This is a genomic window from Fictibacillus norfolkensis, from assembly GCF_014836645.1.
GTDB classification, from domain to species: Bacteria; Bacillota; Bacilli; order Bacillales; family Fictibacillaceae; genus Fictibacillus; species Fictibacillus norfolkensis.
Window position 1 is genome coordinate 26,107 of the sequence record NZ_JACSQM010000007.1, and the last position, 13,089, is coordinate 39,195.

Sequence of the window (13,089 nt, forward strand, 5' to 3'; positions counted from 1 at the left end):
AAGTAGTATTATTCTTTCCAGTATCTTTCCTCATTATAAATGAAAACGGTTTTCATGGGAATGTATTTCTGCTGAAATTTAACAATTCGAGGGGATTCGTGCAAGCATAAATGAAGAAAAACGTATATATGACAGGGTATCTTCCCTTGTTTTCTATTATTCTGTTCAGTTCGGGGTTTGCCATTTACTTTGAAAGACTATTCATCGATAAGCTTACATACTTTGGTGTGTATCAAGGAATGCAAGAATTATTTGAAGATCATGTGATTCACCTATCAATCGGCTTTTGTTTGTTTTTGCTGTTTTTTATGATATTTGCTGCTCTTAAGCTGCTGTCTGACACGTTAACGCACCTCAGTCTGTTCTTTTTTTCAAAAGATACGGAAGGGACACTGCTTCAGCAAGGAAAAGGCGGAAGCTGGTACTTTTTTGTTGGTGGTATGCTTGCGATCGCGCTGAACCATTCCGTGTTGCTGATAGGTGTTGTGTTCATTGTTTCATCTCTTTTGTACTTTTTTCAATTCTTATTGCGGATTAGCTCGAGGTTATCAACCATAGGTATCATGGGAATGGTATTTCTGCACTTATTCTTTTGGACAGGTTTCGGCCTGCTTGTTGTGTATACGGTGATGCGTTTGTATAATGCGTTTGTGGCGGCGATTACGTAGCTGTTTATCCGGTTCGAAAATTGTAGACTCGCGGGAATATCATAAAAACTCGCGGTATTCTTTCAATAATTCGCGGGATTATCTCAAAATCCCGCGGGATAAATATGATATTTCGCGGAATTACGCTAGATTTCTTTAAAAATCACTTTATACAAGTACCAGCTAAAAACCCTGCCACTATTGTAGTGACAGGATTTTTTCTCAATTTTGATGTGCTTTTTTCATAATATCTCGCCAAATCATGACTTCGGGAGACGCACTCTCAATAGAACGAAGACTGCTCGGTTTATCACGTCCTACCCAAACACCTGCCGTATAACGATCCGTCAGTCCGATAAACCAAAGATCCCGCACATCGTTTGTTGTTCCAGTCTTACCGCCAATGTACGAGGACCCCGCAAAACGAGCATCTCTTGCAGTTCCTGAAATCGTTCCGGCTTCAAGCATCTCGCGCATTACGCTATTTGTTTTCTCACTCCATACTGAAACGGGCTTCTCTTTCCAAGCATATAACAGCTTACCATTCTTATCTTTTACTGAAGTTATCAACCTAGGTTTTACAAATGTTCCACCAGAACTAAATGCAGTATACGCACTGGTTAGTTCAAGAGGCGAAAAGCCTTTTGAGAATCCGCCGAGCGCACTTGCCAGCTGATGATCTTCTCGCGTTACAGAAGAAAATCCGAAGGGCTGCAAATAAGAAAACGCCTTATTCACGCCTGTTTTACTTAGTACTCTAACAGCCGCGGTGTTAATGGAACTCGCTATTGCTTTTTTTAAGGAGACTGTTCCGTAAGAAGCTCCTCCATAATTGTTAGGGCAATAGTTATCTTCACACATACGTGCTGCAGAAATGAGCGATTGTGATTTTGCACCGTACACATCAACATAAGGAGCATAGACGAGAAGCGGCTTTATTGAAGAACCCGGCTGTCTTTTCGCTTGATAAGCACGGTTGAATTCTTCTAGACCAACATTCTTTCCGCCAACTATTGAAACGATCTGTTTTGAAACATGATCCACAACAACGACAGATCCTTCTATGTCGTTATAGGGCAACCGGTTATTCACAGCACGCACTGCTTCTTTTTGCAGCAGAGGATCTAATGAAGTTTCAACAACTACACCGCTTTTTAATAGCTGATCTCGCTTTACCAGAAGCTCTTTTGTTGTCAGCCCTTTATTAGCAGGAGAGGTAGCTAGTAAGCTCAAAAGTTCTTCTTTTACATAACCCACAATTTCAGGATAGGGAATGACAGGCTGTGAAACCTTTAATTGAATGTGTTGACTAAGTGATGCTTCATAAGTAGCTTCGTTGATGTATCCTTGCTCTTTCATCTTCAATAAAATCCACTTTTGGCGTTTTATCGTGTTCTCAAAGTTAGTTAGCGGATCGTACAGCTTTGGATTGTTTGGAATAGCCGCTAGAAGTGCTGTTTCAGCTAACGAAAGCTCACCGACCGGTTTGCTGAAGTAATATCGACTAGCTTTTTCAATGCCATACACACCATTTTGAAAATAGATCGAGTTGATGTATAGTTCTAAGATTCTTTCTTTTGATAATTGTTGCTCGATTTGATATGAGATTAGTAACTCTTTTAGTTTTCGGTCATATGTACGTTCGTGTGTTAGAAATAGATTACGTGACAACTGCTGTGTGATCGTACTGCCGCCTTGCTGAACAGATCCTGCTGATGAATTTGTAATAAAAGCCCGGGCGATCGCTTTTCCATCGATCCCATGATGCTGTATAAATCCTTGGTCCTCTGTAGCGATGAAAACTTGGCGCACAGGTTCAGGGATTCTGTTGTAATCCAGATAAATACGGCTCTCATTATTCTTGAACTCATAAAGAAGATTACCATTTTGATCAAGTAGGCGACTGTTTTCATCTAATTTCATATTCTCCACTTGAGCAAGGGAAGAAATTGCTTTTTGAAAAGGAATATAGTTTTCGTGTTCCGTTCTTAAACCCATAAATGAAAAGAACACGATACCGAGCAGTAAGAGCACTGATATAAGGCCAAGCTTTTGATTCATACCGTTTTCTCCGTTTCAAAACATAAGGATAAACATATTTTACCATGATTGTGCGAATGGGAATTCCAACTTTTTTAAATAAAAATCACTATTCAAACAGAATGATTACGGACATCCCCGCATAGAGTAGATTAACACTTGATGGAGCCAATACAATCAAGGAGGTACTCATGGATATTTTATCGAGAATCCAACTGCATCGTGAAGAAGAACAGCGTTTAGCCTGGGAAGGTACCTTCGCTGAATACCTTGATATTTTACGAGATCGGCCATTTGTTGCCCAGTCTGCGCATTCAAGAGTATACAACATGATCAAAGATGCTGGCATTTCAGAAAAAAATGGTCAAAAGGTGTATCATTTTTTCAGCGATCAGATTTTTGGATTAGAAGAATCAATCGAACGACTTGTTGAAGAGTATTTTCATCCTGCTGCTAAACGCCTTGATGTTCGTAAACGTATCTTATTGTTGATGGGACCAGTATCCGGTGGTAAATCCACTTTAGTTACAATGCTCAAAAGAGGTTTAGAGCAATACACAAAAACACCTGCAGGAGCGGTCTATGCAATCAAAGGCTGTCCGATGCATGAAGATCCGTTACATCTTATTCCACAGAACTTAAGAAAAGAGTTTTTTAATGACTACGGCATTCGAGTAGAGGGTAGTTTATCTCCTCTTAATACGATGAGGCTTGAACACGAATATGACAGTCGCATTGAAGATGTTATGGTAGAGCGTGTCTTCTTCTCAGAAGATAAGCGAACAGGGATTGGTACGTTCAGTCCATCTGACCCTAAGTCACAAGATATCGCTGACTTAACGGGAAGCATCGACTTCTCCACGATTGCAGAGTACGGATCTGAATCAGATCCGCGTGCCTATCGCTTTGATGGAGAGCTGAATAAGGCTAACCGAGGAATGATGGAGTTTCAGGAAATGCTGAAGTGTGATGAGAAGTTCTTGTGGCATCTCCTTTCTCTTACGCAAGAAGGAAACTTTAAAGCGGGAAGATTTGCACTTATCTCAGCAGACGAATTAATTGTCGCGCATACGAATGAATCGGAGTACCGGTCTTTTATCGCGAATAAGAAAAACGAAGCCCTGCATTCAAGGATTATCGTGATGGGCGTTCCGTATAACTTAAAAGTTTCAGAAGAAGAAAAAATTTACGCCAAGATGATCTCAGAGAGTGATATGTCTCATGTTCATATTGCACCGCACGCATTAAGAGTGGCAGCAACATTCTCTGTGTTAACAAGATTGAAGGATTCAAAGAAACAAGGAATGGATCTATTGAAGAAGATGCGGTTGTACGATGGTGAGATCGTAGAAGGATTCAATCATGTTGACCTTGAGGAACTGCAGAAAGAGTTTGCTGATGAAGGTATGTCTGGTATCGATCCGCGTTATGTTATCAACCGAATATCATCAGCTATTATTCGCAAAGAAACACCTTCTATCAACGCGTTAGATGTTCTGCGTTCATTAAAAGACGGGCTTGATCATCATGCATCCATATCAAAGGAAGATAAAGAGAGGTTTATTAACTTTATCTCGGCAGCTCGTAAAGAGTACGATGATATTGCGAAGAAAGAAGTTCAAAAAGCGTTCGTTTACTCGTACGAAGAGTCTGCGAAAACGCTTATGGACAATTATCTGGATAATGTTGAGGCGTATTGCAATAAAAATAAATTACGTGATCCGCTTACTGGTGAAGAGATGAGTCCAGATGAGAAGTTGATGAGATCGATCGAAGAACAAATTGGAATCTCTGAGAATGCGAAAAAAGCATTCCGAGAAGAAATTCTAATTAGAATCTCTGCTTATGCAAGAAAAGGAAAGAAATTTGACTATAATTCTCATGAGCGGTTAAGAGAAGCGATTCAAAAGAAATTATTCGCGGATCTTAAAGATGTTGTAAAGATCACTACATCATCCAAAACCCCTGATGAGTCACAACTGAAAAAGATTAATGAGGTCATCGCACGTCTAGTGGATGAACACGGCTATAATACGACTAGTGCCAACGAACTACTAAGATACGTAGGAAGTTTGTTGAACCGATAAAATATCGAAACACACCCAGGACACGATTGATACTGTCAGGGTGTGTTTTTTTACAGAAATTTAGGGGAAACTAAACAAATTACAGAGTAGAATTTACAATCATATTTATGTTAAAAATAATTGAACTTGTATTTACTTACTTAAAAATGGTAAATTGATACTAATAAGCTAACTAAAGGAAGTGAGCCCGATGAGCTCGACTAAAAAAGAAAGAAACGGATTAACGGATTGGATAAAAGCAATTGGTGTTGCACTTATTCTAGCAATTATTATAAAAAAGTTTTTGATTGAGCAATACGTGGTTTATGGTGAGTCCATGATGCCTACGATCCAAAATGGCAATCGACTGATCGTTAATAAGATTGGGTATGAGATCAGTCAGCCAGAGCGATTTGATCTGATTGTTTTTAAGGCAAATCCAAAAGAAGATTATATCAAGCGCGTGATTGGTCTACCGGGTGATCATATTGCATACCGAGATGACAAGTTATATATCAATAACAAACCAGTGGAAGAACCTTATTTAAAGGAATTCAAACGCTTTGCTGGTAATCGGACACTGACTGGCAACTTTACGTTAGAAGAGATTACAGGGCATGATACAGTACCAAAAGGGAAGATCTTCGTACTTGGTGACAACAGACTTCACAGCATCGATAGCCGCCATATCGGTTTTGTTGAGATGACTGATATCGTTGGCGAGGCTAACATCCGTTATTGGCCGATGGATGAAATGAAAGTTTTTAATGGTTTTAAAAAGGAATAAATGGGGAAAAATTCTGTAAGAGGTGAATCCCTATGACAAAACAAAATAATGAACCTAAACGAAAAAACAGCTCAATGGTATCTAACTTTGAAGAAATGAAAGAACACGGAAAAGTGATGGAACACGTCTCCACTAACGATGAAGTTCGTAAAAGTGGGAAGACGCCAGATCCGCAGCAGCATGATAAAGAAGAATATGATAAATAAATACAAAACAAAGCCTTCTTTTCTTTTTTAGAAAAGAGGGCTTTTTTATTATGAAAGTTTAGCAATTCTAAGAAGTACGTGCATATGATAGTGTAACCAACCCTTTTTTTCTGATAATAGCGGATTGTTACAAGCAAGTTATGCCCCGGGTTGATCAAGAACAAGCAGCATTGACTCTTGCTGCTCTGGAGGGGGAAAACGATGAGCGAGCCGGAAAAGAACAATTTTGTTGTGTCTCAGGAAAACTGGTCCCTCCACCGAAAAGGTTATCAAGATCATCAAAGGCATATGGAAAAAGTGCAGGAAGCCATTAAAAACAACTTGCCGGATTTGATAAGTGAAGAGAATATCATTTTATCCAACGGACGTGATGTGATTAAAATTCCAATCCGTTCTATGGATGAATACAAAATCCGATACAACTACGACAAAAACAAGCACGTAGGCCAAGGTGATGGAGATAGTCAGGTGGGGGATGTAGTAGCTAGAGATGGACGTGCCGGACAGAGCGGGGCCGGAAAAGGCAAAGGACCTGCAGGCGACAAACCAGGTGTCGATTATGCAGAAGCTGAAGTTTCAATCATTGAACTAGAAGAGATGCTGTTTAAAGAACTAGAACTGCCTAACCTCAAACAAAAAGAACAAGACCAGATCGTAATGGAAAAGATCGAATTTAATGATGTTCGTAAAAAAGGGCTCATGGGGAACGTGGATAAAAAAAGAACAATTCTAACAGCGTTCAAACGAAATGCTTTGATCGGAAAACCAAGTGTTGCTCCTATCCATAATGATGATCTTCGCTTCAAAACATGGAACGAAGTCGTCAAACCTGAATCCAAAGCCGTCGTCCTCGCTATGATGGATACTTCAGGTTCGATGGGGATCTGGGAGAAGTATATGGCTAGAAGTTTCTTTTTCTGGATGACACGCTTCTTGCGATCGAAGTATGAAAAAGTAGAGATCGAATTTATCGCGCATCACACGGAGGCAAAAGTCGTGTCAGAGGAAGACTTCTTTAACAAAGGTGAAAGTGGTGGAACGATCTGTTCGTCTGCTTACCGCAAAGCGCTTGAGTTGATCGAGACGAAGTACTCCTCCAGCCGTTATAACATTTATCCATTCCATTTCTCCGATGGAGATAACCTTACGAGTGATAATGCAAGATGTGTGAAACTCGTTCAACAAATTATGGAGCACTCTAATATGTTTGGTTATGGTGAAGTGAACGCGTATAATCGGCATTCTACTTTGATGAGTGTGTATAAGAATATGGATAATCCGAAGTTTAGTCATTATATCTTGAAAGAAAAAGCAGATGTTTATCATGCTATGAAGAGCTTTTTTAAGAAGAATGAAGTGAACATTTAAGCCAGTTTTAATCTTAGGTGTCCTTGAAAGTGGTTGACCTCCGTTTCAGATGCTCGCTTTCCGCGGGGCAGGCGGTGAGCCCCTTGCCACTTTGTGCCTTTAAGGGTCTCACCTGACCGCTTGTCCCGCAGGAGTCTCGCATCTTACACTCCCGTCAACTTGTCGATGAAGAAAAAAATTCGATAGCAACATTCTTTTAGAAAAGAACATTATAGATAGAATTCCATGCAATATATTATTAGCAATGAGCTTTTAGAAAACGAATATTCTTTAAAAAACAAAACGCCCCGCATCCATGTATTGGATGGCGGGTTTTGTTGTTGAATCCAACATAATTACATATAACTAAGGTTACGCATTATGGACGAAAAAATGGATGTAAAGGGGTGTGAGATTTGAAAACCATTAACAAGTTTGCCGTTTTCTGTTTGAGCTTAATGCTGCTGTTAACTATTGTTCCTCATAAAGCTCGAGCGGACTGGTTTGATCCGTTGACGATCCACTTTTTAGACGTTGGTCAGGCCGACTGTATTCTTATAAAAGCACCAAACGGACAAACGATGCTTATTGATGGTGGAGATGAACATGACGGTGAAAAGATCATCTCTTATCTAGAAAAAGAAGGCGTTACCCACCTGGATATCGTTGTAGCTACTCATCCTCATCATGACCATATTGGTTCGTTAGATGATGTGATACGAGCGTTCCCCGTGAGTGTTCTATACATGCCGAATCTTCCATACGACACAAAATATTATCATGATCTTTTTCGTGTGATCAACGAAAAACAAATTCCTGTTGATCGCGCAAAAGCAGGTGTTAATTTTAAAATGGGCTTTTCTGTAAAGGTTGAAATGCTGGCCCCTAAGGGTTCGTATTATAAACACATCAATGATTACTCGGCAGTGATTAAAATCAAGCATGGCAAAAAGAATTTTCTTCTTATGGCAGATGCAGGTGCTGAGGAAGAAAAGGAGATATTGAAGCGTGGTGGGGTGAAGGCGGATGTTATTAAATTAGGTCACCATGGAGCCAATACGGGGACGACGATGGAATTTTTGAAAAAAGTCAAAGCGAAAACGGCTGTGATTTCGGTCGGTAGGAATAATCCTTATCAGTTCCCATCGAAAGAAGTGATGTATCGTTTAGATAACCGTAAGATGACCGTCTATCGGACCGATCAGCTCGGAGCCATTATCGCCACAAGCAATGGAAAGAAAATCATGTTTAGAACGAATGTTCTTCATTAATAATCGGTTTTCTTGCGTCTTTTAGAAAAATACAAGAAAATAGTATAAAACGCTTAAGATGGGGTTGGTTAACCGTGATCAAGGCATTGGTGTTTGATTTTGATGGAACAATTTTGGATACAGAAACGCAGCATTACAACGCTTTTCAAGAGTTGTATAAGGAACATGGAAGCGATCTGCCGCTCGAAGTTTGGGGAGAATGTATTGGTACCCATTCTGATTTTAATCCTTACGAATATTTAGAGAGACAGATTGATCAAAAGCTTGATCATGAAGTGCTGCGAGCAAAAAAGACAGAGCGTGCACTTGCCTTAATATCGGAACAACGGGAACTTCCTGGAATTCTTGATTACCTTGAAGCTGCAAAAGAACTCGGATTAAAGGTTGGTCTTGCATCAAGTTCTTCGCGAGAATGGGTAGAAGAACATTTAGATAGAATAGGTTTGAAGCACCATTTTGAAGTGATCAAAACAGCAGATGATGTTAAAAAAGTAAAACCAGATCCCGCGCTATATCTTGAAGCTGTAAAAGCTTTAAACGTAAAACCTCATGAAGCGATCGCGTTTGAAGACTCTGTAAACGGATCAGTGGCTGCTAAAAAAGCAGGACTTTATTGTGTGGCAATCCCCAACCCTGTTACAAAACATATGACATTTGGCGATGTTGATCATCAAATGGAAACCTTAGCAGAGTTGAATCTCGTATCACTTATTAAGCAGGCAGAGAAAAAAAGGTAAAAAAACCAATATGGTTAAGATACAAGGCATCAATCATATTACGATTAGAGTTTCAAACATAGAAAGTTCCAAAACATTTTATATGAACATACTAGGTGCTAAAATCGTTCATAAAGGGAATACAGATGTATACTTAGATGCCGGGGGAGTGTGGCTTTGTCTGATAGAAATAAAAGATGCAAAACCTATGGATAAAAATCAAGTAGGTGTTGATCACTTTGCATTTACAGTTTCTGAAGAACATTTTCCTAAAGCGGTTCAGTTGCTGCGTGAACAAAATGTTGAAATCACGAGAGGACCGATACAAAGAGGCGGGGGAAACACAGTCAGTTTTAACGATCTGGATGGAAATGAGATAGAATTCTTCACTGGCAGCCTTCAAGAACGGATGAAGAATTGGAAGCAAGCTATGGAAGTTAGTTAGAGGAGTGGATAACATGAGTGAGATTGATGTTTCAAAATTCGAGAAAAAAATAGAACTACGCAACATTGAGTTTGAAGATATTGAGGAAATCTTAGAACTTCAACAAATCTGTTTTCCAGGAAACATGGAACCTTGGGAACGAGAGCAGCTAGAAAGTCATCTTCGCATCTTTCCGGAAGGTCAATTTTGTGTAACGTATGAAGGAAAGATCGTTGGAAGCTGCTCAAGCTTAAGGGTTAATTTTGATGAGTATGATGATAAGCATACGTGGGATGAGATCACAGATAAAGGCTACATTACGAACCATGATCCAGAAGGTTTTAACTTGTATGGTATCGAAGTGATGGTCCACCCAGAATACCGACGAATGAAGATCGGTGCTCGTCTATATGAAGCACGTAAAGAACTTGCTGAGCAAAAGAATTTAAAAAGTATTATTCTAGGCGGTAGAATTCCAAACTACCATAAGCATTCAAAGGAAATGACGCCTCGAGAATATGTTAGAGAAGTCATTCAGCACAATATTTATGATCCTGTCTTGACCTTTCAATTGATGAACGGTTTTACTGTGATGCGTTTAAACAAGAGCTATCTGCCTGATGATAAACAATCATATGCCTATGCGACACTAATGGAATGGAACAATGTTGATTATATTCCTAATAAAACGAAAAAGTATTTTAAAACAAGTGAGCCTGTTCGAATCACGACGATTCAATATATGATGAAAACCATAAGTTCATTTGAAGATTTTGCGACACAGGTAGAATATTATACAGATGTTGCCTCTGATCAAGGATCAGATTTCGCTGTGTTCCCAGAGCTTCTTACTACTCAGCTTTTGTCGTTCTGTGAGGAGAAGAGTCCAAGCTTAGCCATCCGTAAACTAACAGAATTCACAGAGCAATACATCGAACTCTTTACGAATCTTGCAGTTCGTTACAATGTGAACATCATAGGTGGCTCTCACTTTGTTGAAGAAGACGGAGATATCTACAACGTGGCATATTTATTCCGAAGAGATGGAACGATTGATAAGCAATATAAAATTCATATCACACCGAACGAACGGAAATGGTGGGGAATTACAGCTGGTGATAAAGTACAAGTATTTGATACAGATTGCGGAAAAGTTGCGATACTCATCTGCTATGATATCGAATTCCCTGAACTTTCACGTATCGTAACCGATCAAGGGGCGAAGATCATCTTCACGCCTTTCTGTACAGAAGATCGTCAAGGATATCTGCGCGTTCGATATTGTTCGCAGGCGCGTGCGATTGAAAATGAGATCTATACAGCGATCGCAGGAACGGTTGGAAACTTATCACAAGTAGAGAACATGGATATTCAATATGCTCAATCTGGTATCTTTACACCATCTGATTTTTCGTTCCCAAGAGACGGAATTGTTGGGGAATGTCACCCGAATATCGAGACAGTCGTTGTAGGTGATGTGGATTTAGAGATTTTAAGAAGACAACGTAAGACAGGAAGTGTAAACCTTCTTAGAGATAGAAGGCTAGATCTATATAGTGTTGTTCAAAAAGATAAAAGCAAATAACAATAAGAAGGGCGGTAAGCGATAGATAGCTTGCCGCTTTTTTTCTATTTCTCGGGAAATATAACGAACCTTGTCAATGTGTGAGAGCGCTTTTTAGCATGATTTTATTTTTTGTGCTGAAAGCGGTATAATAAAGGCCGTATTTAATAGATATGGCAGGAATAACTCGATTCATATCGAAACTAACAAAAAACAATTAACATTCATCTATATAACATAAGGAGGCAGTACTATGTCCTGGGAGACAACATATGAGAAATGGGTAGGGAACGAAGAGCTCGAACAACCATTAAAGGCTGCATTAGAGGAAATCAAGGAAAACAGGACAGCACTTGAAGACTGCTTTTATAAAAATTTAGAATTTGGCACAGGTGGTATGCGTGGAGAAATAGGACCTGGTACAAATAGAATGAACACGTACACGGTACGGAAAGCTTCTTTAGGCTTGGCTCACTTTATTGAAGAGCAAGGTGAGAAGGCGAAAAAGCGCGGTGTTGCGATTGCGTACGATTCTCGTCATCAATCACCTGAATTCGCGATGGAAGCAGCGAAAACATTAGCATCTCAGGGTATTCAAGCTTACGTATTCGAAAGCTTAAGGCCTACACCTGAGTTATCTTTTGCGGTGAGATACCTGAAAGCTTATAGTGGAATCGTTGTTACAGCAAGCCATAATCCACCAGAATACAACGGATACAAGGTATATGGTCCAGATGGCGGCCAGCTTCCGCCAAAAGAAGCTGATGAAGTGATCGGAAAAGTAAATGCCGTTGAAGATGAACTATCTATCAATGTGAGATCTGAAGAGGAACTTAAAAGTGAAGGGTTGATTCAGATTGTTGGTGAGGAAATCGACAAAGCCTACATGGATCAACTAATAAAGATTAGTTTAAACCGCGAAGTAATCAAAGAAATGCATGACTTAAGCATCGTTTTCACTCCTCTTCACGGAACAGCGAATATTCCTGTGAAAGAAGGACTTCAACAGCTAGGATTTACGAATGTTACGGTTGTAAAAGAACAAGAACTGCCTGATGCTAATTTTTCAACGGTGAAGTCCCCAAATCCGGAAGAACATGCAGCATTTGAATTAGCGATCAACTATGGACAAGAAGTTGATGCCGATCTATTAATGGCGACTGATCCTGATGCGGACCGAGTAGGAATCGCAGCTAAGAACAGTAAAGGTGAATACGAAATTCTTACAGGTAACCAGACTGGTGCACTAATGATTGAATATATTCTTTCCCAACGTGAAGAGAAAGGCAGCTTATGTTCAAAAGGGATCATCTTCAAAACGATCGTAACTTCAGAGCTTGGTCGAGTAATCGCAGAGTCTTATGGGCTAACGTGTGAAGATACCCTTACAGGTTTTAAGTTCATCGGCGAAAAGATTAAGGAATACGAAAAAAGCGGGAAGCATACTTTCATTTTCGGTTATGAAGAAAGCTACGGTTCTTTGATCGGAGATTTTGTGCGTGACAAGGACGCAGTTCAGGCTTGTTTAATGGGTGCTGAAATGGCTGCTTATTACAAGAAACAAGGAAAGACACTGTTTGATGCTTTAGATGATGTTTACAAAAAGCACGGTTTTTATAAGGAAGGTCTCGAGTCCCTAACATTAAAAGGTAAGTCTGGAGCAGAACAGATCGAAAACTTATTAGCAGGCTTTAGAGCTGAAATGCCGCTTGAAGTGAACGGACAAAAATTAATGGTTTCTGAAGACTACAAAGCAAGTGTTTATTACAATGTAGTTAAAGATGAAAAGAGTGACATCCATCTTCCAAAATCAAATGTACTTAAATATCAATTAGAAGATGGTTCTTGGTTCTGCGTAAGACCATCAGGTACAGAACCGAAAGTGAAGTTTTATTTTGGTGTTACAGCAGATTCACACAAGAATGCTGATGAAGCATTAGTGAACCTCAAACAATCCGTAATGGATCTGGTTCATGAAAGAATGCAAAAAGTGGCACAATAAAAATATGAGGCTGCGAGGA

Annotated in this window: 11 protein-coding genes; 10 read left to right on the forward strand and 1 reads right to left on the reverse strand. The window is 39.6% G+C overall.

The window, feature by feature from the left end; translation table 11 throughout:
• Positions 1-110 precede the first annotated feature (110 nt).
• Entirely contained in the window at positions 111-668 is a 558-nt protein-coding gene (locus H9648_RS15190; protein ID WP_191754642.1) for a DUF5366 family protein, read from the forward strand.
• Positions 669-869: 201 nt separating this feature from the next.
• Here the strand turns inward: H9648_RS15190 and H9648_RS15195 are convergent, their stop codons facing one another.
• Positions 870-2,708, reverse strand: a complete 1,839-nt coding sequence (locus tag H9648_RS15195; protein ID WP_191754643.1) for a transglycosylase domain-containing protein — start codon at positions 2,706-2,708, stop codon at positions 870-872.
• 170 nt (positions 2,709-2,878) lie between these two features.
• Here H9648_RS15195 and H9648_RS15200 point away from each other — a divergent pair, with 170 nt between their 5' ends.
• From H9648_RS15200 to H9648_RS15240, 9 genes are all read left to right on the forward strand, one after another.
• On the forward strand, positions 2,879-4,774 hold the full coding sequence (locus H9648_RS15200; RefSeq protein WP_191754644.1) for a PrkA family serine protein kinase: 1,896 nt from the start codon (positions 2,879-2,881) through the stop codon (positions 4,772-4,774).
• Between the two features lie 190 nt (positions 4,775-4,964).
• A complete protein-coding gene (gene lepB, locus H9648_RS15205) occupies positions 4,965-5,540 on the forward strand; it encodes a signal peptidase I (RefSeq protein WP_144703107.1) in 576 nt (191 codons plus the stop codon).
• Between the two features lie 32 nt (positions 5,541-5,572).
• On the forward strand, positions 5,573-5,746 hold the full coding sequence (locus H9648_RS15210; protein ID WP_191754645.1) for a hypothetical protein: 174 nt from the start codon (positions 5,573-5,575) through the stop codon (positions 5,744-5,746).
• A 201-nt stretch (positions 5,747-5,947) separates the two neighbouring features.
• Positions 5,948-7,114, forward strand: coding sequence for a sporulation protein YhbH (gene yhbH / locus H9648_RS15215; RefSeq protein ID WP_137790625.1), 1,167 nt, complete (start codon positions 5,948-5,950; stop codon positions 7,112-7,114).
• Between the two features lie 395 nt (positions 7,115-7,509).
• Entirely contained in the window at positions 7,510-8,364 is an 855-nt protein-coding gene (locus H9648_RS15220; RefSeq protein WP_191754646.1) for a ComEC/Rec2 family competence protein, read from the forward strand.
• Between the two features lie 74 nt (positions 8,365-8,438).
• The gene (locus H9648_RS15225) at positions 8,439-9,101 is read left to right on the forward strand and encodes an HAD family hydrolase (protein WP_191754647.1); all 663 of its coding nucleotides are present in this window, start codon (positions 8,439-8,441) and stop codon (positions 9,099-9,101) included.
• Positions 9,102-9,111: 10 nt separating this feature from the next.
• Entirely contained in the window at positions 9,112-9,525 is a 414-nt protein-coding gene (locus H9648_RS15230) for a VOC family protein (RefSeq protein WP_191754648.1), read from the forward strand.
• A gap of 13 nt (positions 9,526-9,538) precedes the next feature.
• Positions 9,539-11,089, forward strand: coding sequence for a bifunctional GNAT family N-acetyltransferase/carbon-nitrogen hydrolase family protein (locus tag H9648_RS15235; protein WP_191754649.1), 1,551 nt, complete (start codon positions 9,539-9,541; stop codon positions 11,087-11,089).
• Between the two features lie 232 nt (positions 11,090-11,321).
• Positions 11,322-13,070, forward strand: coding sequence for a phospho-sugar mutase (locus tag H9648_RS15240; RefSeq protein ID WP_191754650.1), 1,749 nt, complete (start codon positions 11,322-11,324; stop codon positions 13,068-13,070).
• The last annotated feature ends 19 nt before the right edge of the window (positions 13,071-13,089 follow it).

Bases quoted from the DNA above. Each gene is read 5' to 3' on its own strand.
- H9648_RS15200 (WP_191754644.1), top strand. From the start codon at position 2,879: ATGGATATTTTATCGAGAATCCAACTGCATCGTGAAGAAGAACAGCGT.
- lepB (WP_144703107.1), top strand. From the start codon at position 4,965: ATGAGCTCGACTAAAAAAGAAAGAAACGGATTAACGGATTGGATAAAA.
- H9648_RS15195 (WP_191754643.1), bottom strand. From the start codon at position 2,708: ATGAATCAAAAGCTTGGCCTTATATCAGTGCTCTTACTGCTCGGTATC.
- yhbH (WP_137790625.1), top strand. From the start codon at position 5,948: ATGAGCGAGCCGGAAAAGAACAATTTTGTTGTGTCTCAGGAAAACTGG.
- H9648_RS15210 (WP_191754645.1), top strand. From the start codon at position 5,573: ATGACAAAACAAAATAATGAACCTAAACGAAAAAACAGCTCAATGGTA.
- H9648_RS15230 (WP_191754648.1), top strand. From the start codon at position 9,112: ATGGTTAAGATACAAGGCATCAATCATATTACGATTAGAGTTTCAAAC.
- H9648_RS15240 (WP_191754650.1), top strand. From the start codon at position 11,322: ATGTCCTGGGAGACAACATATGAGAAATGGGTAGGGAACGAAGAGCTC.
- H9648_RS15190 (WP_191754642.1), top strand. From the start codon at position 111: ATGAAGAAAAACGTATATATGACAGGGTATCTTCCCTTGTTTTCTATT.
- H9648_RS15235 (WP_191754649.1), top strand. From the start codon at position 9,539: ATGAGTGAGATTGATGTTTCAAAATTCGAGAAAAAAATAGAACTACGC.